General features: G+C 60.4%; 20 protein-coding genes and 1 tRNA gene. 10 read left to right on the plus strand and 11 right to left on the minus strand.

Features of this window, described 5'->3' with window-relative positions:
- Nucleotide 1: 1 nt before the first annotated feature.
- Nucleotides 2-1,045 carry an acyl-CoA thioesterase gene (locus RBQ93_RS09860; RefSeq protein WP_320371946.1) on the minus strand — a complete coding sequence of 348 codons (1,044 nt, stop codon included), beginning with the start codon at nt 1,043-1,045 and terminating at the stop codon, nt 2-4.
- Nucleotides 1,046-1,214: 169 nt separating this feature from the next.
- On the opposite strand from RBQ93_RS09860, the gene RBQ93_RS09865 reads away from it, so the two are divergent.
- Entirely contained in the window at nt 1,215-1,409 is a 195-nt protein-coding gene (locus RBQ93_RS09865; RefSeq protein WP_320371947.1) for a hypothetical protein, read from the plus strand.
- Here the strand turns inward: RBQ93_RS09865 and RBQ93_RS09870 are convergent.
- Nucleotides 1,406-1,870 (minus strand): methylglyoxal synthase, encoded by a 465-nt coding sequence (locus RBQ93_RS09870; RefSeq protein WP_320371948.1) that lies wholly within the window; start codon nt 1,868-1,870, stop codon nt 1,406-1,408. The two genes, RBQ93_RS09865 and RBQ93_RS09870, sit on opposite strands and share 4 nt — an antisense overlap.
- A 142-nt stretch (nt 1,871-2,012) precedes the next feature.
- Between RBQ93_RS09870 and RBQ93_RS09875 the strand changes: the two genes are divergently transcribed.
- The 8 genes from RBQ93_RS09875 (at nt 2,013) to RBQ93_RS09910 (ending at nt 11,224) form a co-directional block, all read left to right on the plus strand.
- Complete coding sequence (locus tag RBQ93_RS09875; RefSeq protein ID WP_320371949.1) at nt 2,013-2,201, plus strand: hypothetical protein; 189 nt, start codon at nt 2,013-2,015, stop codon at nt 2,199-2,201.
- Between the two features lie 117 nt (nt 2,202-2,318).
- The gene (locus tag RBQ93_RS09880; RefSeq protein WP_320371950.1) at nt 2,319-3,284 is read left to right on the plus strand and encodes a phosphate ABC transporter substrate-binding protein; all 966 of its coding nucleotides are present in this window, start codon (nt 2,319-2,321) and stop codon (nt 3,282-3,284) included.
- An 80-nt stretch (nt 3,285-3,364) separates the two neighbouring features.
- Entirely contained in the window at nt 3,365-5,290 is a 1,926-nt protein-coding gene (locus tag RBQ93_RS09885) for an ABC transporter permease subunit (protein WP_320371951.1), read from the plus strand.
- Between the two features lie 9 nt (nt 5,291-5,299).
- On the plus strand, nt 5,300-6,892 hold the full coding sequence (gene pstA / locus RBQ93_RS09890) for a phosphate ABC transporter permease PstA (protein WP_320371952.1): 1,593 nt from the start codon (nt 5,300-5,302) through the stop codon (nt 6,890-6,892).
- Between the two features lie 21 nt (nt 6,893-6,913).
- Complete coding sequence (gene pstB / locus RBQ93_RS09895; protein WP_320371953.1) at nt 6,914-7,696, plus strand: phosphate ABC transporter ATP-binding protein PstB; 783 nt, start codon at nt 6,914-6,916, stop codon at nt 7,694-7,696.
- A 6-nt stretch (nt 7,697-7,702) separates the two neighbouring features.
- Nucleotides 7,703-8,374, plus strand: a complete 672-nt coding sequence (phoU, locus tag RBQ93_RS09900; protein WP_320371954.1) for a phosphate signaling complex protein PhoU — start codon at nt 7,703-7,705, stop codon at nt 8,372-8,374.
- Between the two features lie 143 nt (nt 8,375-8,517).
- Nucleotides 8,518-10,830: a sigma 54-interacting transcriptional regulator gene (locus RBQ93_RS09905; RefSeq protein WP_320371955.1), complete on the plus strand. Its 2,313-nt coding sequence runs from the start codon at nt 8,518-8,520 to the stop codon at nt 10,828-10,830.
- A gap of 211 nt (nt 10,831-11,041) precedes the next feature.
- Nucleotides 11,042-11,224 carry a ribbon-helix-helix protein, CopG family gene (locus tag RBQ93_RS09910; RefSeq protein ID WP_320371956.1) on the plus strand — a complete coding sequence of 61 codons (183 nt, stop codon included), beginning with the start codon at nt 11,042-11,044 and terminating at the stop codon, nt 11,222-11,224.
- 92 nt (nt 11,225-11,316) lie between these two features.
- On the opposite strand, the gene RBQ93_RS09915 is transcribed toward RBQ93_RS09910, so the two are convergent.
- The 3 genes from RBQ93_RS09915 to RBQ93_RS09925 form a co-directional block, all read right to left on the minus strand.
- Nucleotides 11,317-12,837, minus strand: coding sequence for an Rne/Rng family ribonuclease (locus RBQ93_RS09915; RefSeq protein ID WP_320371957.1), 1,521 nt, complete (start codon nt 12,835-12,837; stop codon nt 11,317-11,319).
- Nucleotides 12,838-12,854: 17 nt separating this feature from the next.
- Nucleotides 12,855-15,335 (minus strand): TIGR03960 family B12-binding radical SAM protein, encoded by a 2,481-nt coding sequence (locus RBQ93_RS09920; protein WP_320371958.1) that lies wholly within the window; start codon nt 15,333-15,335, stop codon nt 12,855-12,857.
- Nucleotides 15,336-15,400: 65 nt separating this feature from the next.
- A tRNA-Leu gene (locus tag RBQ93_RS09925) sits at nt 15,401-15,487 on the minus strand.
- Between the two features lie 132 nt (nt 15,488-15,619).
- Here RBQ93_RS09925 and RBQ93_RS09930 point away from each other — a divergent pair.
- The gene (locus tag RBQ93_RS09930; RefSeq protein WP_320371959.1) at nt 15,620-15,856 is read left to right on the plus strand and encodes a hypothetical protein; all 237 of its coding nucleotides are present in this window, start codon (nt 15,620-15,622) and stop codon (nt 15,854-15,856) included.
- On the opposite strand, the gene RBQ93_RS09935 is transcribed toward RBQ93_RS09930, so the two are convergent.
- The 6 genes from RBQ93_RS09935 to dnaN are packed head-to-tail and all read right to left on the minus strand — an operon-like array spanning nt 15,772 to nt 25,527.
- Nucleotides 15,772-16,779: an NAD(P)H-dependent glycerol-3-phosphate dehydrogenase gene (locus tag RBQ93_RS09935; protein WP_320371960.1), complete on the minus strand. Its 1,008-nt coding sequence runs from the start codon at nt 16,777-16,779 to the stop codon at nt 15,772-15,774. The two genes, RBQ93_RS09930 and RBQ93_RS09935, sit on opposite strands and share 85 nt — an antisense overlap.
- Nucleotides 16,770-18,353, minus strand: coding sequence for a hypothetical protein (locus tag RBQ93_RS09940; RefSeq protein ID WP_320371961.1), 1,584 nt, complete (start codon nt 18,351-18,353; stop codon nt 16,770-16,772). The genes RBQ93_RS09935 and RBQ93_RS09940 overlap by 10 nt, the downstream gene beginning before the upstream one ends.
- A gap of 12 nt (nt 18,354-18,365) precedes the next feature.
- Nucleotides 18,366-20,912, minus strand: a complete 2,547-nt coding sequence (gene gyrA, locus RBQ93_RS09945) for a DNA gyrase subunit A (RefSeq protein WP_320371962.1) — start codon at nt 20,910-20,912, stop codon at nt 18,366-18,368.
- Between the two features lie 18 nt (nt 20,913-20,930).
- Nucleotides 20,931-23,330: a DNA topoisomerase (ATP-hydrolyzing) subunit B gene (gyrB, locus tag RBQ93_RS09950; protein ID WP_320371963.1), complete on the minus strand. Its 2,400-nt coding sequence runs from the start codon at nt 23,328-23,330 to the stop codon at nt 20,931-20,933.
- Complete coding sequence (gene recF, locus RBQ93_RS09955; protein WP_320371964.1) at nt 23,327-24,409, minus strand: DNA replication/repair protein RecF; 1,083 nt, start codon at nt 24,407-24,409, stop codon at nt 23,327-23,329. Before recF ends, gyrB begins: the two co-directional genes overlap by 4 nt.
- Entirely contained in the window at nt 24,409-25,527 is a 1,119-nt protein-coding gene (gene dnaN, locus RBQ93_RS09960) for a DNA polymerase III subunit beta (RefSeq protein ID WP_320371965.1), read from the minus strand. The genes recF and dnaN overlap by 1 nt, the downstream gene beginning before the upstream one ends.
- Between the last annotated feature and the right edge of the window lie 221 nt (nt 25,528-25,748).

Below are 25,748 nucleotides of genomic sequence, written 5' to 3' on the forward strand. Positions count from 1 at the left end.
GCTACAGCAGCGTGTAATGCTGCTGCATGGCGCGGTGGCTGCGGTAGGCGGCCAGGTAGCGCGCATCCTCGGCATAGGTGCCGGGATAGATCGGCGGTACCGGCTGGTGCCGCTGTTCACGATCCACATTCACAAAGGTAAACAGGCAGGAGTTGGAGAGCGCCTTGCTGGTACGATCACGGCTGATCCGCTCAATACTGGCCTCAACACAGATAAAACTGTCGCAGGTGTAGACCACCCGGCAGGTGTAGTGCAGCTTATCCCCCAACCGCACCGGATGAAAGAAGTTGATCCGGTTGACCGCCGCGATGATCGGTCGGTGCGGCGCGATCAGCTCGGCGCAGATCGCTGACAGTTCGTAGGCCCGGCGGATGATGTAACCGCCGAAGATACGATGGGGCACATACTCCTGCTCCGGGTACATCCGCTCCCAGCCATCCACCACCAGCCGATCCGCCTTTACCCCGTTAAAGCCCGCTTCATCCTGAGCCGTATGCAACTGTTGTAGCAGCTGATACTCTTCGCGGCTGGGCGGTTCCTGCTGGGCTGCCTGCTGCTGCCGGTACTGTTCCCGTTCCTGGAGCGACTTTTCGGCCCGGCGCCGTTCCAACTGGTCCTGATACTCCAGCGGCGGCAGGGTCCGGCTCTCCTCGGCCGCCTCACCGCCGCGTGCCACCATGGTGAAGTAGCAGGAGGCGATATGGGTAGCCGGATCGCCGACATGCTCCACCCGCATCCCCACCACCATCGATGAGCGGCCCACATGATTGATCCGCGCATCGATCTGAATGTCCCGACTATTATCGACCACATGACGCACAATGATGTTGTCGATAGCGGCAGTCACCACCTTGGCGTCGGGGTGGGCGCGGCGGGCGTAGCCCAGGGCCACCTGTTCGGCCATGATGTCCAGATCTTCCAACAGCAGTCCGAACCTGAAGTTGCCGACAATCGGTTCATCAACCACCAGATAACGCCGTTGAGCCGCCGGATCGGTGGCCAACGGGATCGTTTTGTAAAGCGAGGTCTGCTGAGGTGTCGTCATGATCTGCCTCCGTTGGGGTACAGACATACCGCCTGACTCTCGTGTCTTCGCCATCTCTTTGTAACGCAACCGTCGCACCGCAGCCATCTTGATCAATTAGTATCTGAGTAAGAAGCCGTAAAACAGATTACCACCCGGAAAACCGTTCCAATCAGTTTTGGAGAAAGCCATGGCAACCACCAGCATTACTAAGGAAAAAGAGGCCCGCATGCAACGCTCTCGCACCATCCTGGCCACACAACAGCGACCGGTCAGCTACAGCTGGGAAGAATTCATCACCCGTCTGGCACAGCTTGATGACCCCAGGCTGCGGACGTTTGGCCAGCAAGAGCTGGCTAAACTTTCCCGGCAACAGCGGAGCTAGGCACCTTGCTTAAGACGTTGGCGGTACTCCTCATAGTCAGGTAACACCCGGTCATAGCAATCATGGATCAGGCTTGACGAAATCATAAAATCAGCCGTGGAGCGGTTACAGGCCACCGGGATATTCCAGACCACCGCGATCCGCAGCAGCGCCTTGACGTCCGGGTCGTGGGGCTGCGGCTCCAGCGGATCCCAAAAAAAGATCACTAGATCGATCTCACCCTCGGCGATCTTGGCGCCGATCTGCTGATCCCCTCCCAGCGGGCCACTCTGTAGCCGGGTCACCGCCAGACCCAACTCCTCCTGTACCAGGCTGCCGGTGGTACCGGTGGCACACAGGTCATGTTCCACCAACACAGCCCGGTTATAACGAGCCCACTCCAGCAGATCCCGCTTCTTGTGATCATGGGCCACCAGCGCGATCCGCTTGCGTCCCTGCATCTCAACAGTCTTGTAGTTCATAATCCCTCCTCGTCTGCACGCCACAATACCGTCCTCTCGTAGCAAGTTCAACCCTGTTGCCCGGTTTTAAGGCTGCTGTCACCTGTTTGCAACACGGGCAGGCTAGATTGGCGCTGCACAACGGCATGAAAGGAGCTTAGCCATGAAATTCAGAACGCTTGATGATTATTACACCTGGACCTGCGACTGGTGCGACAGCGACAACCGGACCCTGTGGGTACGGGTGGCACAAGGCGACGTAATCTGTGGCGCCTGCCACCGGACCAACAGCGATATCTCTTCATCCGTTGCACCCCAGCCACTGCACCGGATGATGGCCGGGTTGTGTTGACCGGCGGGTCATTTCACCCAGATTTTCCCAACCTGTAACCTGATTGTCACACTGTGGCCGTATGGTGCAAGTACTGAACTGATTATCTAACCAACCATCTCATTGGAGGACGTACCCATGTTGAAAACGACGATCCTGGCAGCTGTCGCCACCCTTTGCATCACCACCGCGGCCCAGGCCGAGAAAGTAACGGTCGATGCCAAACTGCCCAGCTACAAGGCCACCTCGGGCGTATCCGGCAACCTGAGCAGCATCGGTTCCGACACCCTGAACAACCTGATGACCTACTGGGCTGAAGGCTTCAAGAAGAAGTACCCCAACGTCAACATCCAGATCGAGGGCAAGGGTTCCTCAACCGCACCGCCGGCCCTGATCGCCGGCACCGCCCAGCTGGCCCCCATGTCCCGCGAGATGAAGGGCAAGGAGATTGAAGACTTCGAGAAGAAGTACGGCTACAAGCCGACCAAGATCGGCGTGGCCCTGGACTCGCTGGCCGTGTTTGTCAACAAGGACAACCCGATCAAGGCCCTCTCGCTGGATGAGGTGGATGCCATCTTCTCCAAGAACCACAAGCGTGGTCTGGCCGATATCGCCACCTGGGGTCAGGCAGGCGTAACCGGCCCGCTGGCTGCCAAGCCGATCTCACTGTTCGGCCGTAACTCCGCCTCAGGCACCTACGGTTACTTCAAGGAGCACGCCCTGAACAAAGGCGACTTCAAGAGCACCGTCAAGGAGCAGCCCGGTTCCGCCTCGGTGGTGGAAGGGGTGGCCAAGGATGTCAGCGCCATCGGCTACTCCGGCATCGGCTATGCCACCTCCGGCGTGAAGGCCCTGGCACTGTCCGACAAGAAGGGCGGCACCATCTACGAGGCCAACTACGCCAACGTGCTGTCTGGCAAGTACCCGCTCTCCCGGATGCTCTACATCTACGTCGCCAAGAAGCCGGGCGAGCCGCTGCCCAAGGTGGTGGAAGAGTTCCTGAAGTACGCCCTGTCCAAGGAAGGCCAGCAGGTCGTGGTTAAGGACGGCTACGATCCGCTGCCGGCAGCTGCCGCAGCCAACCAGCTGAAGGCACTGAAGTAACCTGCTGAAAACAGTAGCTGACAGGGGTGTGGCCGACGCCACACCCCTGCTTGTATCTTAACGCCCGACTAGGATTCAACATGCCGAAAGCAACTGTAGACACATCTCGCCGCAATGACCGCCTGGCAGCCTGGCTGATCAAGGGCTGCGGCCTGTTGGTGATCGTGGCCGTGATCGGGATCCTGCTGCTGATCGCCAAGGTGGCCCTGCCGCTGTTTTTTGCCCCCAGCGCCGAACGCCTGGCCCAGGCACCGACCGAGTTTTCTGATGGCGTCAGTGTTGAGCGGGCTGCCGTCAGCCAGACACGCCAACTTGACGATAGCGGCTCCATCACCGTGCAACTGGTGGCCGGCAACCAGCTGGCGGTACAGCGCAGCAGCGTTGCAACCGATATCCTGGGTAACGAGGCCCGCAGTGAACAGCAGTATCGCCTGAGCGACCCGCTGCCCGGCCCGATAACCGTCTTCTGGTTGGGACGCAAAGGTCAAAATCTGTATGCCGGCACCGACAACGGCTGGCTGGTGCGCTGGGACCTGTCCGCTGAGGGCGAAGGACGGCTGGTGGATACGGTGGAGGCATTCAAGGACCACCGCCGGATAACCGCCCTGACCACGCTGCTGGGTGACAACTCACTGGCGGTGGGTGATGCCCAGGGCGGGGTCACCACCTGGATGCCGGTCACCACCCCCGGCAGGGGTGAAGACAAACAACTGACCCTGATCCACCGTCTGCCCAGCAGCAACGGTCCGGTTAGCCTGCTGTTGGCCTCGCCGCGGGACAAGTCGCTGGCCGCCATCGACAGCCACGGCACCATCCGCCTGGTGCATATGACCACCGAACGGCTACTGCTGACCCTGAAGGCGGCCATGCCGGTCGAAAGCGCCAGTTTCGTGGATCGTGGGCGTCAGCTGGTGGTTGCCGGCGCCGATGGCACACAGGTGGCCTGGAAGCTGTCCGTTCCCCATCCGGAGACCTCGTTGGGCACCCTGTTCGGCAAGGTCTGGTATGAGGGCTACAGCAAACCGGAGTATGTCTGGCAGTCCTCAGCCGCCACCGACGATTTCGAGCCCAAACTGTCGCTGGTGCCGCTGATCTTCGGTACCTTCAAGGCCACCCTGTTCGCCATGCTGTTCGCCGTGCCGCTGGCCCTGTTCGGCGCCCTGTACACCAGCCAGTTCATGGCCCCCAGCCTCAAGGGGCGGATCAAGCCGGCGGTGGAGATCATGGCGGCGGTGCCGTCGGTGGTAGTCGGCTTCCTGGCCGGCCTGTGGCTGGCGCCGCTCTTGGACACCCACCTGCTGGGCCTGTTCCTGGCTGCCCTGCTGGTGCCGAGCATGCTGCTGCTTACGATTATTGCCTGGCGACCACTGGCGGAAAACACCCGTATCGGCCGCCGGCTGAAGGGTTACGAATTTCTGGGGCTGTTGCCGGTGGTGGTGCTGGGGTTGTGGCTGTCCGGCCAACTGGCACCGCTGATCGAGGCCACCCTGTTCGGCGGCGACCTGAAACAGTGGCTCTACTCAGTGCTGGGGGTGCGTTATGACCAGCGTAACAGCATCGTGATCGCCATTGCGCTAGGCTTTGCGGTGATTCCGATCATCTTCACGATTGCCGAGGACGCACTCTCCAATGTGCCCCGCAACCTGTCGGCCGCCTCGCTGGCCCTGGGTGCCAGCCGTTGGCAGACCGCCTGGCGGGTAGTGCTGCCCTCTGCCCTGCCGGGCGTCTTCTCGGCCATCATGATCGGCTTTGGCCGGGCGGTGGGCGAGACCATGATCGTGCTGATGGCCACCGGCAACACGCCGATTACCAGCTGGTCGCTGTTTAACGGCCTGCGCTCGCTGGCAGCCAACATCGCAGTGGAGATCCCTGAGGCCCCGCTGGGGGGCACCCTCTATCGCACCCTGTTCCTGTCGGCAGTGCTGCTGTTTGTGCTGACCTTCATCATCAACACTGCGGCAGAGCTGCTGCGGCAGCGTTTCCGCAAAAAGTACGGGAGATATTAAGGGTATACCGTGAAAAATTACTTCAAACGTGGCGAACCGATGGTCCTGGTGTCCGGCGCAACCCTGGCCGTGATCCTGTTCATGACTCTGACCCTGATGGCGGTGATTCTGGGTAATTCCCTGGGTTATTTCTGGGTCAAGGGGCTGGTGCGCCTGCAACTGACTGACGGCAGCCTGGTGATGGGCCAGCTGACCGACACTGAGCGCCACGCATTGACCGACGCCAAGCGGCAGCAGCTTAAGGTGGGCAACCGCGACCTCTATGCCCAGGACTTCCGTTGGGTGGACGAAGCTGAGATCAGCGGCCGTGATATTCCTGAGGATGCCTATCTGTTGGAGCGCCGCGAACACGGCAACTTCTTTGGGTTCCTCAAGGAGCTGAAGGACATCAACGGCGCACCGGTTGCCGCTGACCACGCCAGCCTGCTGAAGCTGCACCGCGAGGTGCTTACCCAAAAGGAAGATCTTGCGCCGATCAAGAGCGAGATGTCCCGCCTCAACCAGGCCTCGGAGCGGCTGCGGCTCAAGATTCTGAAGCTGGAGTACCACGATGCCGAGGCCAACAGCGCAACCATCGCCCGTCTCAGTGAGCAGCGCGAACAGCTGACCGTGGCCTTTGATCAGCTGCTTGAGCAGCTCAACCAGCGTCAGTCCGTGATTAACCAGGCCAGCGCTGTCTTCAGTGACGCCAACGGCACCACCAAGGAACTGGCGCTGCAGGAGCTGGTGCGGATCTACCAGCCCAACCGCATGTCGGTGGTCGCCAAGGCAGGGGCCTATCTGGTCAAGATAAAGGAACTGCTGCTGGATGACCCCCGCGAGTCCAATACCGAAGGGGGGCTGTTCCCGGCCATCTTCGGCACCGTCATGATGGTGCTGCTGATGTCCGTTTTCTCGCTGCCCTTCGGCGTGATCGCCGCCATCTACCTGCGTGAGTATGCCAAAGAGGGCAAGCTGGTGCAGCTGGTGCGGATCGCGGTCAACAACCTGGCCGGGGTACCCTCCATCGTCTACGGTGTGTTCGGCCTGGGCTTCTTCGTCTACGGCATCGGCGGCTCGCTGGACAAACTGTTCTTTCCCGAGCGGCTGCCGACCCCGGTCTTCGGCACCGGCGGTATCCTCTGGGCCTCGCTGACCCTGGCGCTGTTGACCGTGCCGGTGGTGATTGTGGCCACCGAAGAGTCGCTGGCCTCGATTCCCAAGGGAATCCGCGAAGGCTCGCTGGCCTTGGGGGCCACCAAGTTCCAGACCCTGACCCGCGTGCTACTGCCGATGGCCACACCCGGTATCATGACCGGTCTGGTGCTCTCCATGGCCCGTGCCGTGGGCGAGGTGGCGCCGCTGATGATGGTGGGGGTGGTCAAGCTGGCCCCCACGCTCCCCTTTGACGGCCAGTTTCCCTTTTTTCACATGGACCGCAAGTTCATGCACCTGGGGTTCCATATCTTCGACGTCGGTTTCCAGTCCCCCAACGTGGAGGCGGCCAAACCGATGGTCTATGTTACCACCCTGCTGCTGCTGTTGATCGTGATCGCCGCCAGCAGTCTGGCGATCCGTTTCCGCAACCAGATGCGGCGCAAGTACACCAGCTCGCACTTCTAAACCATAAAGGAACAGATGACGATGAGCCCTGAATCTGAAGTAACCAGCAGACAACCGATTGTGACCGTAGAGAGCCTGAACCTGCACTACGGCGCTGCCCATGCCCTGAAGGATATCTCCCTGTCGGTGGCCCGCAACCAGGTGACCGCCTTCATCGGCCCCTCAGGCTGCGGCAAGTCCACCTTGCTGCGCTGCCTGAACCGGATGAACGACCTGATTGACTCGGTCGCTATCTCCGGCAGCATCAAGCTGGACGGCCAGGAGATCACCGGCAACGCCACTGACGTGATCTCGCTGCGACGCAGGGTGGGAATGGTCTTTCAGCAATCCAACCCGTTTCCCAAGTCGATCTATGAAAACATCGTCTATGGTCTTCGGATCGCCGGGGTTAAAGACAAGGCGCTATTGGACGAGACCGTTGAAAAGAGCCTGAAAGGCGCCGCCATCTGGGACGAGGTCAAGGACCGGCTGCATGAATCGGCCCTGGGGCTGTCCGGCGGTCAGGCCCAGCGGATCTGCATCGCCCGGGCCATTGCCACCAACCCGGAGGTGATCCTGATGGACGAGCCCTGTTCTGCCCTCGACCCGCTCTCGACCCTCAAGATTGAGGAGTTGATTGACGAGCTGAAAGAACAGTACACTATCGTCATCGTGACCCACAACATGCAGCAGGCGGCCCGGGTTTCCGATGCCACCGCCTTTTTCTATCTGGGCGAACTGATCGAGATGGGCGAGACCAAGAAGATCTTTACCAACCCCGAAAAAAAGCAAACTGAAGACTATATAACAGGAAGGTTTGGGTAATTAACTATGGAACGACAGCATATCAGCGCAGCCTTTGATGCCGAGCTGCACGACCTGCGGCAGCGGATTCTGACCATGGGAGGTCTGGTGGAGGTGATGATTGCCGACGCCATCAAGGCCCTGGTGGAACGGGACACCCCGCTGGCCGAGCGGGTAATCGCCCAGGACCACCTGGTGAACGGCCACGAGGTGGCCATTGATGAAAAGTGCCTTGAGCTGTTGGCCCGTCGCCAGCCGGCAGCGCGGGACCTGCGCTTCATCACCCTGGCCTTAAAGATCGTCACCGACCTGGAACGGATCGGCGACCAGTGTGCCAACCTGGGCAAACGGGTGCGGGAAATCAATACCGAACCACCCTTGAAGCCGTACATCGATATTCCCCGCATGGCCCACTGGGCCTCGGTCATGGTCAAGGAGTCGCTGGACGCCTTTGTGCGCGGTGACGACGAGCTGGCCATCAAGGTCTGCCAGGATGATCAGATGGTTGACGACCTGAACCAGCAGATACAGCGCGAGCTCTACACCTTTATGCTGGAGGACCCCAGCACCATCAGCCGTGCCATGAAGCTGACCTATGTCTCGAAATCATTGGAGCGGATTGCCGACCATGCCACCAACATTGCTGAGATGGTGATCTTCATGGTCAAAGGCAAGGATATCCGCCACACCATCGCCTAACTATTCAATATAATTATATTTTGTTTGCATCATTGGGGGCCTGGCGCCCCCTTTTTTTGTGAATACAGAATGGTGTGCCATTTTTAGCACACTTTTTTAATGATTGTCTGTATGATGGCTCAAGCATTGCGCAAGGAGCCGTCATGGAACCGATTGTTACCTATAAAGAACGCTGTCGCACCTGCTATTCCTGCGTCCGCACCTGCCCGGTCAAGGCGATCAAGGTCGATAGCGGCTATGCCGAGATCATCTACGAACGCTGTATCGGCTGCGGCAACTGCCTAAACTGCCCCCAGAAGGCCAAGGTGATCGTGGACCGGATGGTCAAGACCCAAGAACTGCTGGCCTCGGGCGACCCGGTGGTGGCGGTGCTGGGCTGTTCCTTTCCGGCCTTCTTCCATAACTACACCCCTGGCCAGCTGGTGGCTGGCCTGAAAAGCCTCGGCTTCCACGAAGTGCATGAGGGTGCCTACGGCGCACGGCTTGTCGCACCACACTATGCGCGGGCCATCGCCGATGCCGAGCAACCGCTGATCTCCTCCCATTGCTCGGCGGTGGTGGACCTGATCGAGCGCCACTACCCCAAGCTGTTGCCCAATCTGGTACCGGTGGTCTCCCCCATGATGGCCATGGCGCGCTACATCAAGGAAAACCTCGGGCCCGAGACCAAGGTGATCTATCTCAGTACCTGTATCGCCGCCAAGTTCGAGATCCAGTCACCAGAGCTTGCCGGGCTGGTGGATGTGGTGCTGACCTACAGCGAGATCGAACTATTCTTCCGCCGGCGCGGCATCAACCCCACCGTGCTGACCGAGGCGGCCTTTGATGGCATTGACCCCCAGCACGGACGCATGTTTACCCTTTCGGGCGGACCGTTTCGCGCCCTGGACATTAAAACCGATTTTCTGGATACTGAGACCGTTTCCGGCGAAGGAGAAGTACATACCCTCGACATCGTGCGCGACCTGGCTGCCGGACGCATCAAGCCGCGCTATGTAGACCTGCGCTTCTGTGATGGCGGTTGTGTGGACGGTCCCGGTAAAAACCGCGAGCTGACCCTGATCTCCAAACGCAACCTGATCATTCGCTACAATAGCAGCACGATTCCGTACCGCACCGCTGCCCACTATCAGGATGCCCAGCCACCCCAGCAACTAACCCGCAGCTTCAGCGACAAGTCGCGCCGGCTGCCGGCCCCCAAGCCTGATGATGTCCGCCGTATCCTGCACTCCACCGGCAAGTTCACCCAGGGCGACGAGCTTAACTGCCGGGCCTGCGGCTACAACAGTTGCCGCGAACATGCTGTGGCGGTCTTTCAGGGCCTGGCCGATCTGGGAATGTGCCTGCCATTCAACCTGCGCAGCATGGAAGAGGACCGGGGCCGGTTGATGCAGAAGTACGAGCTGGTGACCCGCGAGCTGAACAAGCAGTTGGGCGAGGATATGATCATCGGTGATGACCGTGATAACGACGAGGTGGTGGCCCTGATCCGGCAAGTGGGGCCAACCCCCACCACAGTGCTGATCCGTGGCGAGACCGGGACCGGCAAGGAATTGACCGCCCGGGCCATCCACCGCCTGAGCGCACGGGCCGACAAGCCGTTGGTGACGGTCAACTGTACCACCCTGACCGATTCCTTGCTGGAAAGCGAGCTGTTTGGCCACAAAAAAGGCGCCTTTACAGGTGCCATAGCCGACCGCAAAGGTCTGTTCGAGGCAGCCGATGGCGGCACCATCTTCCTGGACGAGATCGGCGACATCACCCCCAAGCTGCAGGCCGAACTGCTGCGCCTGCTGGACCAGGGCGAGGTGCGACCGGTAGGCGGCACCAGCGCCAAGCGGGTCGATGTGCGCCTGATCGCCGCCACCAACAAGGACCTGGAGGCCGGCGTGCGGGACGGCTGGTTCCGCGAAGATCTCTACTACCGCCTGAACGTCTTCACCATCCAGCTACCGCCGCTGCGCGAGCGTGAGGACTCGATCCCGATCCTGGCCCGCCACTTCCTGGGTAAGGCCCGTAAAAAACTCAACAAGCCACTGGACGGCATTGAAGAACGGGCCCTGGCCGCCATGCGCCACTATCGCTGGCCCGGCAATGTGCGTGAGATGCAGAACATCATCGAGCGGGCCGCCGTTCTGACCCAGGACGGCGTGATCAGGCTGGAAAACCTGCCGTCGGTCTTCCGCGACATCTACGGCGAGCGGGCCGGCGCACTGCCTGGGGTGCGGCGCACCTCCTTCAAGGCAGAACGTGAAACCCACTTGGGACGACTGGAACGGAACCTTATCCTGCGCTACCTGGAGGAATCAGGTGGCAACGTCTCCAAGGCTGCCCGCCTGGCCGAGGTGCCGCGACGCACCTTTTACCGTCTACTGGAGCGCTACGGCATCACCCTGCAACGCTCCCTGTCCAAACAGCCTGCATCCGACAGCGGGAGCCAACCGAACGTTCTATAATAGTGTATACTTTTGTCTAAAGTGTGTCATTCGAGACACACTTTACACACTCATTTAATGCATGTTTTTATTGCTCATAAAAAAAACAACGTATTTTCAGCGGTTTGTTGTATACGACTTTTTTGGCACGCTATTGGCAATAGTTAGATACCAATCGCACCTTATTATCTACGGCATCTACTAACCAATAGCGAAAAAAGGAGAACAAACCATGGGCAGAATGAGAGAGAACCCCCGCTACAACGTGATCTCGATGCGCGTCAGCGACGAAGAGCGTGAGCAACTGGAAAGCCTGGTGCGCCGGACCCACAAGAGCGTGTCCGACATCATGCGCGAGGCGATGGAGGTCTTCACCCTGCAGCTTGAGCGTCAGGAGATGCGCAAGGCCGCCTGATCAAGTAACCAAGCCAACATCACAACGAGAAACGGCGCGGGAAGATTCCCGCGCCGTTTCTCGCTTCAAAAGGCCCCTGCACTGAGCCGCAATCAGTTAATTACCACCTCGAACTGCTCCTGGTGAAAGCCCGGCTTGGCCCGCACGGTGACCCGCTTCTTGAAGATCTTCTCCAGCTCCTCCAGCCCCCGCCGCTCCTCGTCATACAGCAGATCAGCCACCTGGGGATGCACGGTCAACAGCACCTTGGTGCCGCGAATATCCAGCATCTCACGCCGCAGCTCGCGGAAGATCTCGTGGCAGACGGTGGTCTTGGACTTGACATAGCCACGCCCCTCGCAGTAGGGGCACGGTTCGCACATCATCCGGCCGATGCTCTCCCGCACCCGCTTGCGGGTCATCTCCACCAGGCCCAGCTCAGAGATCTTGAGGATGTTGGTCTTGGACTTGTCACTCTTGAGCGCCTCATCAAGGGCCGCGTAGACCTTCTCCCGGTTGACCTCCTTCTCCATGTCGATGAAGTCGATGATGATGATGCCGCCGATGTTGCGTAGCCGCAGTTGGTAGGCCAGCTCCTTGACCGCCTCCAGGTTGGTCTTGAGGATCGTGTCTTCCAGGTTGTGCTTGCCCACAAAGCGGCCGGTATTGACGTCAATCGCGGTCAAGGCCTCGGTCTGCTCGATGATGATGTAGCCGCCACTCTTCAGCCAGACCTTGCGCCCCAGGGCGCGGCTGATCTCCACCTCCAGGCCGTAGTGGTCGAAGATCGGCTCTTCATCGTCGTACAACTCCACCGACGACTTGAGCTTGGGCATAAAAGTGGTGATGAACTGCACGATCCGGTCGTGATCAGGCTTGGAATCTACCACGATCCGCTTGACCTCGTCGGTGACGATATCCCTGACCACTTTCGGCACAACATCCAGATCGGCATGGATCAGGCTGGGGGCGCCGGCCTTGTCCTTTTTCCTGACCACCTCGTCCCAGATCTTGGTCAAGTACTCAATGTCTGACGTGATCTCCTCTTCGCTCTTGCCCTCAGAGGCGGTGCGCACGATGTAACCTGAACCGGCTTGCTTCTTGCGCTCCACAATCTCCCGCAGGCGCTCCCGCTCCTCCTCTTCCTCGATGCGGCGCGAGATGCCGATATGCTCCACGGTGGGCATGTAGACCAGGTGTCGTCCCGGCAGGGAGATGTGGGCCGTGATGCGGGCCCCTTTGGTGCCGATCGGCTCCTTGGAGACCTGTACCAGCAGTTCCTGGCCCTCCTGCAGCAACTCCTCAATCGGGTGCAGCGCCTTGTAATCCGGCTGGGCGCTGTCATGGTCATCGCCGTTGCGGTCGTCCTTCTTGGCATCGTCCAGCAGGCTTTCGTACTCATCCAGCCCATCAAACACATCTGCCACGTAGAGAAAGGCCGCCTTTTCCAGCCCGATATCCACGAAGGCGGCCTGCATGCCGGGCAGCACCCGCACTACGCGTCCCTTGTAGATGTTGCCCACAATCCCCTTTTCCCGGGTCCGCTCGATATAGAGTTCGGCGATGGTGCCGTTCTCGATCAGGGCGATCCGGGTTTCCTGGGCCGTCACATTGATGACCAGTTCCGATGCCATGGTGCCTGTACCTCTATCTATAAAGTAAAAATCGTTTCTAGTTTTTCGATGCGGCAGTCCTTCAAGGTCTCCACCGGGACGCCGGTAACGGCAGCTGCCACCTCCACCGCCTTGCCGCGGCCGATGACCATCTCGAGCATACTACCACAGGCGCTCAAAGAACGCACCTCCTGGCGCAGATCGAACTCCTGACGCTGTTTTTTCTTCTCACGCACCAGCAGCCAGGAGGAGTGTGCCATAAATTGCACAACTTGCTGCGCAAGCAGGTCAGCATTGTAGTTATGCAGCGTCACCCGGTAACGGGTGGCATCGATCAGCACCGACAATGACTCGGTCTTGAGCGGCATCTCCTGCGCATCAAGTATGGTGATGCCGGGTGGCAGCACCCGGTTCAGGCGCTCTTGCGCCTCGGCGGGCCCCATGGCGTTCACATAGATATCGAGATATTCGGCCTCGGATTCGACCCCCACCGAGGTGGCCGTGGCAAAGGAGAAGCGGGGGTGGGGGTGAAAGCCTTGTGAAAAAAGGACTGGCAGGCCTGCCCGGCTGACCGCCCGGGTAAACAGGTTGATCAACTCAAGGTGACTGAGCACACTGATCTTGTCCCGCTTGCAAAACCGCATCCGCAGCCGCCGGTGTTCTGGCTCGGCCTCGGCCACCGTCGCTGGCGGCGCCAGCGACAGCTCGGACGTTACCAGGTGGTTGGTTACCTGCTGAAAGTCGCAGACACCGCAGCCCGAGCAGTGCCCGTTGCGGCAATCCTCGGTGGCCGCCTCTGCCAAGGCGGCGCGATACTCCTGCAGCAGAAACGGTTTACCGACGCCGCTGTCCAGGTGCTCCCACGGCAGCAGCTCGTCCTGATCCCGCTCACGCAGGTACCACTCGGCATCGACCCCACACTCGGCAAAGGCCTGTAGCCAGCGGTTAAGCGAGAAATGCTCGCGCCAGCCGTCAAACTGGCAACCCAGTTGCACTGCGCGCTCGATGACCGGCCCTAGACGCCGGTCACCCCGGGCGATGACCCCTTCCAGAAACGACAGCTCAGCCTCCTGATATTTGTAATTCAGCTTGCGACGCCTCAACTCATCCCGCAGCAGTGCCTGCCGCTCACGGGTCTCCTCCAGGGTCAGTTGCCGCTGCCATTGGAACGGGGTGTGGGGTTTGGGCACAAAGGTGCTGACCGCCACGTTCACCTCGCCGTGGCTGCCCACCTTGCGAGCCTGTTGTTTGACCTGACGCGCCAGGTCGGCGATGGCCAACAGGTCGTCGCGGGTCTCGCTGGGCAGGCCCATCATGAAGTACAGCTTGATCAGGCGCCAGCCGGCGCCGAAGATATTGGCCGCCCCCTCAAGCAGGTCGGCTTCGGTGATCCCCTTGTTGATCACCCGCCGCATCCGTTCGCTGCCGGCCTCCGGGGCCAGAGTGAAGCCGGTCTTGCGTACCTTGCGGATTTCGTCGATCAGCTCGGGGGTCAGGGTGCCCACCCGCAGCGACGGCAGCGACACCGCTACCCGGCTGGCGGCATACTGCTGCATCAGGGTTTGCAACAACGGCCCAATGCAGCTGTAGTCGCCGGTGGAGAGCGACAGCAATGAGATCTCGTCATAGCCGCTGGCCTGCAGCGCGGTCTGGATCAGCTGCTGAATCTGCTCCGGCGAACGCTCCCTGAGCGGACGGTAGATGTAGCCGGCCTGACAGAAACGGCAGCCGCGGGTGCAGCCGCGGGCGATCTCCACCGCCACCCGGTCATGGACGGTCTTCATAAAGGGAATGATCGGCTGGTCAGGGAAGGGGGCCTGTTCGAGATCGGTTACAAACCGCCGCCGCACCCGTTCGTAACCGGCCTTAAGCGGTCTGATGGCGGCAATCCGTCCGTCGGCCTGATAGTCGCTCGCAAACAATGAGGGGATGTAGATGCCGTCGATCCGGGCCAGGCGCTCCAACAGTTCGGCCTTGGAGCTGCCTCCATCCCGTTTCCACTGCCGCAGTGCCTCGGCGATTTCCACCACCGCCTGCTCGCCGTCACCGAGCAGCACGGCATCCAAAAAGGGGGCCAACGGTTCGGGATTGTAGGCGCCGGGCCCGCCAGCGATCACCAGCGGAAAACCGCTGTCGCGCTGGTCGGCCCGCCAGGGAATGCCGGCCTGGCTCAACATGGACAGGATATTGGTACAGGAGAGTTCATACTGGAGGGTGAAGCCGACCAGGTCGCAGGATGCCAGGGGGGTGCCGGTCTCCAGTGTGGCCAGCGGTTCACCTGCGGAGGTCATCAAGGCGGCCATGTCGGGCCAGGGGGCATAGACCCGCTCGGCGGCCACCCCCTCCAGATCGTTCAAGATCCGGTAGAGAATCTTGAGACCCAGGTGGCTCATCCCGACCTCGTAGACATCGGGGAAGGCCAGGGCGATCCGCAGCTCAGCCTGTGGCTTGACCACTGAGCCCATCTCGCCACCCAGGTAGCGGGCCGGTTTTTCAACATCCAGCAGATTTAGTGGCATCGCAGCACCTTTACGGATAAAAGAAAAGCCTTCGAAGGTCTCTTCGAAGGCTTTGTCTTCTTGATTGGTGCCCAGGACTGGACTCGAACCAGCACACCCTTGCGAGCACAAGAACCTGAATCTTGCGTGTCTACCAATTCCACCACCTGGGCAAGGAACAATTCTATTAACACCACCTCATGCCGATTGCAAGAAAAAAATGCTTACCTGAGCAGTCTCGACCAATCTGACATTTCCTGTCAGGTCGTTGTGCTAGCCTGAAAACAACTTCAGGAGGTAGGGGTATGATCGAAGCAATTGTGATACTGGGCGGGGTTATCGTGGCAGCGGGAATGGTCTGGACGGTGGCCGACCTGCTGCGGGACAGCGGCATTGAACCACGCCACCTGACCTGCCGGGCACGGCAGGCAGCAGAACGGTCGGTTACCCGAGCTGATCAGGCCTGCTCGGCCTTCAGATCGCGCGACATCAATTCCAGCACCGCCTGCCGGGCCGGCTTGTCGCAATGCAGGATCTCGTAGACCTTGGCGGTGATCGGCATCTCGACACCCAAGCGTGCTGCCAGGGCATTAACCGATGCGGCGCTCTTGACCCCCTCGGCCACCATCCGCATCTCGGCCATAATGTCAGCCAGCTTCTGGCCCTGGCCCAGCTTCATGCCCACGGTACGGTTGCGGGACAGGTCGCCGGTGCAGGTCAGCACCAGGTCGCCCATGCCGGCCAGCCCGGCAAAGGTGCCATCCTGGGCACCCAGCGCACGTCCCAGCCGACGCATCTCAGCCAGGCCGCGGGTGATCAGGGCGGCCCGTGTGTTGTGGCCGAAGCCCAGTCCGTCGGCAATGCCGGCGGCGATGGCGATCACGTTTTTAACCGCCCCTCCTAGCTCCACACCCACCGGATCATCGCTGGAATAGACCCGAAACACGTTGTTGCTGAAGGCGGTCTGCACGGTCTGCGCTGCAGCCTGATTACGTGAACCGGCCACGATCAGCGACGGCAGGTTGGCTGCCACCTCCTTGGCAAAGGTGGGGCCGGACAGGGCCACATAGCGCTGCAGGGCCTGCTCGCCCAGCACCTGGGCAACTATCTGCGAGACTGTGCTGAGGGTCTCCAACTCGATCCCCTTGGAGGCGTTCACCAGCAGGCAGTCTGGCCCCAGGGCCGGCGCCAGCTGCCCCAGGATACCGCGCATGACCTGGGTTGGCGTCACCAGCAGCACCAGTTCGCAACCAGCCACCGCCGTTGACAGATCGTTGGTGAAGCGTAAGGCCGGATGCAGCGCTACGTCCGGCAAAAAGAGATGGTTGACCCGCGTGGCCTGCATGCCGGCCACCAGTTCCGGTTCATAGGCCCACAGACAGACCTCATGGCCGTTGCCGGCCAGCACCTGCGCCAGGGCCGTACCCCAACTGCCTGCACCGATCACCGCGATCTTCATTCCCACTCCTCGTCATCAAACTGCTGCTGCCGGCGTGGATCAAAGCCCTCATCAAGGGATTGGCGGGCCAGCTCGATGCTGTCCAGGGCCAGCCGCCTGACAAAGGGATGTCGCACCAGTGGTAGTGGCGCACCGACCAGACTCAAGGAAACGGCCAGCACCCGCTGCACCAGCTCTGGAGCAGCAGTACACTGCTGCATCAGGTCGGCGGTCAGCAGCAGACGGCGCAACAGGCCCAGCTTGTTCGGCTCAATCAGTTCGTTGCAGAATCGTTCCAGAAACGGTTCCTGCTGATCTGGCGCCCGCTTGAGCAGCGGTTCACCGTCACTGCCGAGTGCTTCGGCCAGTTCGTACACCAGCGGGTCGGAATAGATCCAGCCCTCGAAAAACGGCTCTTCCAGCAGCTTTTCACTCTCCCCCAGGTGCGAGGCTAACCGCTCCACCAGGCCGTCCAGCAGCTCCGCCTCAAAGCTGGGCAGGTACTGCTCGGGCCGCAGATCAACCGCACCCAGCAAGTGCCGGCCGGCATACAGGTCCGGTGGCAGGTAAAAGTTCTGTTCAATGCTCTGCTGGGTGGCGTCCTTGAGCAGGCTCACCAGATAGGGCAGCCCCACCGGGAACATCCCCTCGTCGGCATTAACCTCATCCAGATAGTCGTCGTGCTCTTTGCGATTCTGGAAGCGGGTCTGCACGGCATGCAACACCCCCTCACCATCGCCAAGCTGCAGCACCAGCGCCGCCAGGCTATCATCCGGCAACAGCCAGGAGAACCAGATCGTGCGCACACCGTAGCAGTCCACCGGCGACGATTGTGTGGTGATCAGCTCCGTGCCGGCCGCGAAGACCGCCGGCAGCGGTTCTGCTTGACGGATACCGAGGAAACCCAGCCGGCGGATGCTGCGTTCGATCCGCTCCGCAAGCCCCTCCACCACCAGAAACTGCAGCTGCTGTAGCACCGCCAGGGCACAGCCGTGGCGCAGGCTACCCAGTGTCTCAACCGCCAGTCCGGCCACCTCGGCGTACTCGAAGTAGGCCAGCATCCGTAACAGGGCTGCCGCCTGAGGACCATGATCAGCACGAGCACCCAGGCGGCGTATCAGTTGACTACGCAGCACCTCATCGGCATCCAGAAAACGATCCATGAAGCGGACCAGTCCCCAGGGACCTTCGCTGAGACAGGTATCCAGGAAGCTGTTCAGCGTGCCGCTGGTCAGGTCTGCCCGCGCAAAGGGCGGCGAGGAGACGTCCACCCCGTAGTCCTGCAGGATCTCCAGCAGGGGAATCCGGCCCTCATCCCCCAGATCACGGCGCTTGAGGGTCAACGCCACCAGCTGGTCCAGCCAGGTGGTGGCATCGAAAAAGTCAAGCATGCAGGTATAGCGGTAGAGCTGCTCCCGGTCCTGTTCGTGCCACAGCCGCCGTACCAACGGGGGCAGGGCGCGGCGGCCGGCCTTCTGCAGCCGACGGCCTATCCGTTCCAGTTGATCGCGGGTCAGGCTGTCCCGTTTCAGGAAATCCAGCAGCCGCACGATGCGCCGGCGCTCCCGGCGGGAGCTATCAAAACTGACAACTCTGGGCATGATCGTGGGGCCTTACGCCTGCTCCTCGCTCCCTTCGTCATCATCTTCATCGCTTTCTGCCAGCTTGGCCACGGCCACGATCTTTTCCTGATCCTCGGTCACCATCAGCCGCACCCCTTGGGTGTTGCGACCGATCACCGAGAAGCCGGAGACCGGCACCCGCAGGATCTTGCCCTGATCGGTGATCACCATCAACTCATTGTCGTCGGCCACCTGCATCACGTCCACCACCATGCCGTTGCGCTCGCTGGTCTTGATGGTGATCAACCCCTTGCCGCCCCGGCTCTGGTCACGGTACTCATCCAGGTCGGTCCGCTTGCCGTAACCGTTTTCGGTGACGGTGAAGATGGTGGAGCCGGTGGCGGTGGGATCCACCACCTCCATGCCGATCACCACGTCGCCATTCTCAAGGTTCATGCCACGCACACCGCGGGTCACGCGGCCCATCGGGCGGGCGTCCTCTTCGCTGAAACGGATCGCCTTACCGCAGCGGGAGGCCAGGAAGATATCCTTGCTGCCGTCGGTCAGAGCTACGGCGATCAGCTTGTCCCCCTCGTCCAGATTGACGGCGTTGATGCCGGTGGTACGGATATTGACATACTCCATCAGCGGCGTCTTCTTGACCACGCCCTGCTTGGTGGCCATGAACAGGAACAGATCATCGCGGTTCAAGTCCTTCACCGGCAGGATGGTGGTGACCTTCTCGCCGTCCTGCACATTGACCAGGTTAACCACCGCCTTGCCCTTGGTGGTGCGGCTGCCCTCGGGGATCTCATAGACCTTGATCCGGTAGACCCGGCCCATGTCGGTGAAGAACAACAGGTAGTCTTTGGTGGAGGCGATGAACAACTGCTCCACGAAATCCTCTTCCTTGGTCTTCATGCCGGTCTTACCCTTGCCGCCCCGGCGCTGGGCGCGGTAGAGGTCCACGGCGCTGCGCTTGATGTAGCCGGAGTGGGAGACCGTGACCACCATCTCGGCGTCCTCGATGGTGTCTTCCAGGGAGATCTCGGCGGTACGGTCGATGATCTCGCTGCGGCGCTTGTCGCCGAACTTGTCCTTGATCTCGGTCAGTTCGCCGACGATGATCTTCATGATCTCCTGATCGGAGGCCAGAATCTCCTTCAACCTGGCGATCAGCCGCATGATATCTTCGTACTCCTGCAGGATCTTGTCCCGCTCCAGGCCGGTCAGGCGCTGCAGACGCATCTCCAGAATCGCCTGGGCCTGCTTCTCGGACAGCTGCACGCCGGGCCGGAAGGTCTGCTGATCCAGCGGCGCGATCTCCAGCTTCTTCAGGAAGACCGGATCGGAGAACCAGCCGGCCATCAGGCCCTGCTTGGCCTCTTCCGGGTTCTTGGAGGCCCGGATCAGCTCGATCACCGCATCCAGCCAATCCAAGGCAATCTTGAGGCCCTCCAGGATATGGGCCCGGGCCTCGGCCTTCTTCAGTTCAAACAGGGTACGCTTGGTGACCACCTCACGGCGGTGCTCCACAAAGCACTGCATCATCTCCACCAGCGACAGCACCTTGGGCCGGTTGTGCACGATGGCCAGCATATTGATGCCGAAGGAGGTCTGCATCTGGGTGTGCTTGTAGAGCTGATTTAAGAGTACCTCGGCGTTCTCGTCCTTTTTCAGGTCGATCACGATCCGCATGCCGTCGCGGTCCGATTCATCCCGCAGGTCGCTGATCCCCTCCACCTTCTTTTCCTTGACCAGCTCGGCGATGCTGGTGATCAGGCGGGCCTTGTTGACCTGGTAGGGGATCTCGGTCACCACGATCGACTGGCGGTCCTGCTTCTTGCTGGTCTCCACATGGGCCTTGGCCCGGATCTGGATGATGCCGCGGCCGGTGGCGTAGGCGTCCAGGATCCCCTGACGGCCGTAGATGGTGCCGCCGGTGGGGAAGTCGGGGCCCGGCACCAGCGCCAGCAGCTCCTCGAAGGTCAGGGCCGGATTGTGGATCAGGGCGATGATCGCATCGGCGATCTCGCACAGGTTGTGTGGCGGGATGTTGGTGGCCATGCCCACCGCGATGCCGGCCGAGCCGTTCACCAGCAGGTTGGGGAACTTGGAGGGCAGCACCGCCGGTTCGGACAACGACTCGTCGTAGTTGGGGGTGAAGGGGACGGTCTCTTTCTCCAGATCGGCCAACAGCTCCTGGGTGAGCTGTTTCATCCGGATCTCGGTGTACCGCATGGCAGCCGCGCTGTCGCCGTCCACCGAACCGAAGTTACCCTGGCCATCCACCAGCAGGTAGCGCAGGGAGAAATCCTGGGCCATCCGCACGATGGTGTCGTAGACCGCGGTGTCACCGTGGGGGTGGTACTTACCGATCACGTCACCGACCACGCGGGCCGATTTTTTGTAGGGCTTGTTGTAGTCGTTGCCCAGGTCGTGCATGGCGTACAGGCAGCGCCGGTGCACCGGCTTCAGGCCGTCCCGCACATCGGGCAGGGCCCGTCCGATGATGACCGACATGGCGTAGTCCATGTAGGACCGCTTCATCTCGTCTTCGATATTGACCGCTATCTTCTGGCTTGCGTGTTCCTGCATGTGATCTGTCCCTTAACCTTAGATGTCGAGGTTGACGACATTCAGTGCGTTCTGTTCAATAAAATCGCGTCGCGGCTCCACCTGATCGCCCATCAACACGGTGAAGATCTCGTCCGCCTCCACCAGATCCTCAATCTTGACCTGCAACAGGGTCCGGTTTTCCGGATTCATGGTGGTCTCCCAGAGTTGCTCCGGGTTCATCTCACCGAGACCTTTGTAGCGCTGGATGTTGAGACCCTTCTTGGCGTATTCCAGGAACCAGACCAGCAGCTCCTCATGGTTGTCGGTGGCCAGAAGCGGCTTGCCTTCCTGCTCCAGGAAGGCCTGACCGCCGGCCATGGTCTCGCAGACCTTGCGGAAGTTTTCCATCAACAGCAGATACTCGTGGCTGGCCAGCACCTTCAGGGTCTGGCTGTCCAGCAGGTGGCGCACGTTGCCCAGGCTGAAGTTAATCCGCTCCTCCTCCAGCTGGTAGTCGGCGTCACCGGCCAGTTGCTTCATCTGCTCCAGATAGGGCGCAAACTGGCTCAGCTCCTCCAGATCAGCCGGTACGCCGGCCTTGAGCATCAACGGCAGCAGCTCGGCGGCGATACCCTTCTTGACCACCTTATCCAGGATGGCGCGGTGCTCGATGAACTGTCGGATCACCGGGATAATCTGCGAGCCTTTATAGACCCGCTCGCCTTTTTCCAGCTTGAGCGTCAGTTCTTCGGCCCCCTCCTCCAGCAGGAACTGCTGCAGGGCCTGCTCGTTCTTGAGGTACATCTCTTTCTTGCCCCGCTTGACCTTGTAGAGGGGCGGCTGGGCGATGTAGAGATGGCCCCGCTCGATCAACTCCCGCATGTTGCGGTAGAAGAAGGTCAAGAGCAGGGTCAGGATGTGGGAACCGTCCACGTCGGCGTCGGTCATGACGATGATCCGGCCGTAACGCAGCTTGGCGATGTCGAAGTCGTCCTTGCCGATGCCGGTGCCCATGGCGGTGATCAGGGTGCGGATCTCCTGCGAGGCGATCATCTTGTCGAAGCGGGCCTTCTCCACGTTCAGGATCTTGCCCTTGAGCGGCAGGATGGCCTGGAACTTACGGTCACGTCCCTGCTTGGCCGAACCGCCGGCCGAGTCGCCCTCCACCAGGTACAGTTCGCACTGGGCCGGGTCCTTCTCCTGGCAGTCGGCCAGCTTGCCCGGCAGGCCGCCCAGGTCCATGGCCCCCTTGCGACGTACCGTCTCGCGGGCCTTGCGGGCCGCTTCCCGGGCACGGGCCGCCTCGATTGACTTGTTGAGCACGTCCTTGGCGATCTTGGGGTTTTCCTCCAGGTAGGTCGCCAGCTTCTCATTCAACAGCGACTCCACATAGCCCTTGACCTCGGAGTTGCCCAGCTTGGTCTTGGTCTGGCCCTCGAACTGCGGCTGGGGGATCTTGACCGAGATCACGGCCGTCAGGCCTTCTCGCAGGTCGTCGCCCGAGATGGCCACCTTCTCCTTCTTGAGCAGGTCGTTGGTGGCGGCATAGCTGTTCATGGTACGGGTCAGGGCCGCCTTGAAGCCGGCCAGGTGGGTGCCGCCCTCGTGGGTGTTGATGTTGTTGGCAAACGAGAAGATCTTCTCGTCGTAGGAGTCGTTGTACTGCATCGAGATCTCGATCTCCACGCCGCCCTTTTCTCCCTTGACGTAGATCGGCTTGGCGTGCAGGGCGCTCTTGGCCCGGTTTAAGTACTCCACAAACGAGTTGATGCCGCCTTCGTAATAGAACTCGTGGGACTTGCCCTCGGCCCGTTCGTCGGTGATGGTGATCCTGACCCCGGCGTTGAGGAAGGCCAGCTCCCGCAGCCGCTGTGACAGCACGTCAAAGGAGAATTCGGTGGTCTCGAAGATCTCCTCGTCCGGCATGAAGGTGATCTTGGTGCCGCGTCGCTTGGTCTCGCCGGTTGCCTCCAATGGCGCCTGGGGCTCGCCGCGGCGGTAGGACTGCCGCCAGATCTTGCCGTCACGCCGAATCTCCAGTTCCAGTGTCTTTGAGAGGGCGTTGACCACCGAGACACCCACCCCGTGCAGACCGCCGGAGACCTTGTAGGAGTCGTTGTCAAACTTGCCGCCGGCATGCAGCACGGTCAACGCCACTTCGGCCGCCGAGCGGCCCTCGCTGGGGTGCATGTCGGTGGGGATGCCCCGGCCGTTATCGACCACCGTCAGCGAGCCGTCGGTGTTGATGGTGACGACAATCGTGTCGCAGTGTCCGGCCAAGGCCTCGTCGATGGAGTTGTCCACGATCTCGTAGACCAGGTGGTGCAGACCTTGGGCGGCGGTTGAGCCGATGTACATGGCCGGCCGCTTGCGGACTGCAGAAAGCCCTTCCAGGACCTTGATACTCTCGGCGCCGTAGCCGGACGCCTCTGGGATGTTCTGATCGATCTCGCTCATCTGGGTACACTTCCCTCGTACGTCAATGTGCCGGCATCCACCCGATACAGGCTGCTCTGCTGCAGCATACCGGGGTCGATGCCGACCGTGGTGGTGGTAGTGATCACAACCTGCACCTGCCGCTGACGCAGGAAGTCCAGCAGGTTGTGTATCCGCTCCCGATCAAGCTCGGAGGCGATGTCATCCAGCAGCATCAGCGGCGGTTCGCCGAAGGTCTGCTGCAGATGGTCCAGTTCAGCCAGTTTAAGGGCCAGCACAAAGGACCGTTGCTGTCCCTGGGAGCCGAAGGTCTTCAGATCGTGGCCATCAATCATAAACGCCAGATCGTCACGGTGGGGTCCGCGTCCGGTGGTGCCGCGACGCAGGTCTGTGACTCGACACTGCTCAAGCTGCTCCTGAAACCGGTGGTCGCTGTCCGGTGCATAGGCCAGCTCCACCGTCTCACGACTGCCGGCTAGCCGCTGATAGTGCTGTTGTACCAGTGGCAGCAGCTGCGCTACGTACTGGCGGCGGTGTTCCATCAGCCGTGCACCGCTGGTCACCAGCTGTTCGCTCCAGACATCCAGTCCGTCGGTCGTACCGCACCGCAACAGGGCGTTACGTTGCTTCAGGGTACGGTAATACTCGTGGTAATCCCGCAAAAAGGTGGCCTTACCGGTGTACAGTGCCCGATCGAGATAGCGGCGCCTGGTTTCAGGTCCCTGTTTGACCATGGCGGTGTCGTCGGGTGAGAAGACCACTGCTGCCAGCTTGCCATGCAACTCTGCGGCCCGCTGGACCGGCTTGCCATCCACGGTTACGCGCCGTTGTTTGCCCGCCAGCTGTACCTTGATTTCACTGGCAACGCTGCCAGTCAGCACCTGACCGGTAACAACCGCAGTATCCATCCCCTGCCTGATCAGATCGGGCGTCTTGACGTTGCGAAAGGAGCGTCCAGTCCCCAGCAGATAGATCGCCTCCAGCAGATTGGTCTTACCCTGGCCGTTCAGTCCGTGCAGCAGGGTTATCTGGTTGCTGGGTCGCAGCTCGGCAGCGGCCAGGTTGCGGTACTGCTCAAGCCTGATGCCGGTCAGCAGCACTAGAGCCTCATCGGCATGATCACCGCCAGGAAGGTGTCCCCCTCATCCGGTGTAATAATGGATGGTGACAGCTCATTCTTGAATTTCATCAGCACCTGTTCGCTTTCGCAGACCGACAGTACGTCCAGCAGGTAGCGAGCATTGAAGCGTACCGAGAACGGCTCGCCACTGTAGCTCACCTCCAGCTCCTCCATGGCATCGCCCAATTCCGGGTTACTGGAAGAGATCTTGACCCCGTTGCCGTCGATCTCCAGCATGATCCCCTTGAACTTCTCGCTGGAAAGGATTGCCATCCGTCGCACAGCGTGGATCAGGTCTTCGCGCTTGGCCTTGACGTGTTGGTCGTTGGTAGCAGGAATCACCCGGGTGTAGTCAGGAAATTCACCGTCCACAAGTCGCATCACCAGGGTAGTGTCGCCTTTTTTGAGCACAGCACTGCTATCCACAAAACCGAATTTGAGCAGTCCATCACCTTCATCGGTGATTTTCTTGATCTCGTAGATACCCTTTTTCGGCAAAATAACACCCTTCAGCAGTTCAGGATTGGCCTTGCCGCTGAAATCGCCCGACGCGATTGAGAGCCGATGGCCATCGGTGGCTACCATCTTCAGCAACTGACCCGTATCACTGCTTTCCACCCGGGTAAAGATGCCGTTGAGGTTGTATTTGGTTTCGTCGTTGCAAATGGCGTACGAGGTTTTCTCGATCATGGTGCGCAGTAGGGCTGCCTCCAGCTCCAGTAGCTGCTCATCCTTGACCGTAGCAACTGCAGGAAATTCATCCGGCGACAGACCGACGATATTGAAACGGACCTTGCCGCAGGTAATCTCGACCCAGTCGTTGTCCTTGGTGCTGAAGCTAATCTCCTGGTTGGGCAGTTCCTTGACAATCTCATACAGTTTTTTGGCGCCCACCGTGATCCTGCCATCCCGCTCCACCTTGGCCGGATAACTGCTTTTAAGGCCTACTTCCAGATCGGTGGCAACGATGGCGATACTATCGCCACTTGCCTCGATCAGCACGTTGGACAGGATCGGCATCGACGTCCGTTTTTCGACAATTCCCTGGACCTTCTGCAACGCCTTGAGAAAGCTTTCCCGGTCAATCCTGAAATTCATATCCGTGCTCCTTTGCTGTGCATGGCGGTCTGCTTATCATTTCTTTTGTTTATTAAAGAAAGAAACCTTTTGTTATTATTATTAGTGCTGTGGAAACTGTGGGTTGTTCCTAACCCCTTGCAGTAGTTACCAAAATCAGTTTGCTTTGCTGTTGATGCTGCTGTTGGTAACGCGGCCTTTTTCCACAGGCAGTGATCTGTCCACAGCTATCCCCAGCTTGT

It is taken from the genome of Trichlorobacter sp. (assembly GCF_034008105.1).
In the GTDB taxonomy this organism is placed as follows: Bacteria; Desulfobacterota; Desulfuromonadia; order Geobacterales; family Pseudopelobacteraceae; genus Trichlorobacter.

What these genes read in the sequence shown, in the direction of transcription:
- gyrA (WP_320371962.1), bottom strand. Translation starts at nt 20,912, where the DNA reads ATGCAGGAACACGCAAGCCAGAAGATAGCGGTCAATATCGAAGACGAG.
- RBQ93_RS09870 (WP_320371948.1), bottom strand. Translation starts at nt 1,870, where the DNA reads ATGAACTACAAGACTGTTGAGATGCAGGGACGCAAGCGGATCGCGCTG.
- RBQ93_RS09910 (WP_320371956.1), top strand. Translation starts at nt 11,042, where the DNA reads ATGGGCAGAATGAGAGAGAACCCCCGCTACAACGTGATCTCGATGCGC.
- RBQ93_RS09860 (WP_320371946.1), bottom strand. Translation starts at nt 1,045, where the DNA reads ATGACGACACCTCAGCAGACCTCGCTTTACAAAACGATCCCGTTGGCC.
- gyrB (WP_320371963.1), bottom strand. Translation starts at nt 23,330, where the DNA reads ATGAGCGAGATCGATCAGAACATCCCAGAGGCGTCCGGCTACGGCGCC.
- RBQ93_RS09885 (WP_320371951.1), top strand. Translation starts at nt 3,365, where the DNA reads ATGCCGAAAGCAACTGTAGACACATCTCGCCGCAATGACCGCCTGGCA.
- phoU (WP_320371954.1), top strand. Translation starts at nt 7,703, where the DNA reads ATGGAACGACAGCATATCAGCGCAGCCTTTGATGCCGAGCTGCACGAC.
- RBQ93_RS09920 (WP_320371958.1), bottom strand. Translation starts at nt 15,335, where the DNA reads ATGCCACTAAATCTGCTGGATGTTGAAAAACCGGCCCGCTACCTGGGT.
- RBQ93_RS09880 (WP_320371950.1), top strand. Translation starts at nt 2,319, where the DNA reads ATGTTGAAAACGACGATCCTGGCAGCTGTCGCCACCCTTTGCATCACC.
- RBQ93_RS09875 (WP_320371949.1), top strand. Translation starts at nt 2,013, where the DNA reads ATGAAATTCAGAACGCTTGATGATTATTACACCTGGACCTGCGACTGG.
- RBQ93_RS09905 (WP_320371955.1), top strand. Translation starts at nt 8,518, where the DNA reads ATGGAACCGATTGTTACCTATAAAGAACGCTGTCGCACCTGCTATTCC.
- RBQ93_RS09940 (WP_320371961.1), bottom strand. Translation starts at nt 18,353, where the DNA reads ATGCCCAGAGTTGTCAGTTTTGATAGCTCCCGCCGGGAGCGCCGGCGC.
- RBQ93_RS09930 (WP_320371959.1), top strand. Translation starts at nt 15,620, where the DNA reads ATGATCGAAGCAATTGTGATACTGGGCGGGGTTATCGTGGCAGCGGGA.
- RBQ93_RS09915 (WP_320371957.1), bottom strand. Translation starts at nt 12,837, where the DNA reads ATGGCATCGGAACTGGTCATCAATGTGACGGCCCAGGAAACCCGGATC.
- dnaN (WP_320371965.1), bottom strand. Translation starts at nt 25,527, where the DNA reads ATGAATTTCAGGATTGACCGGGAAAGCTTTCTCAAGGCGTTGCAGAAG.
- pstB (WP_320371953.1), top strand. Translation starts at nt 6,914, where the DNA reads ATGAGCCCTGAATCTGAAGTAACCAGCAGACAACCGATTGTGACCGTA.
- RBQ93_RS09865 (WP_320371947.1), top strand. Translation starts at nt 1,215, where the DNA reads ATGGCAACCACCAGCATTACTAAGGAAAAAGAGGCCCGCATGCAACGC.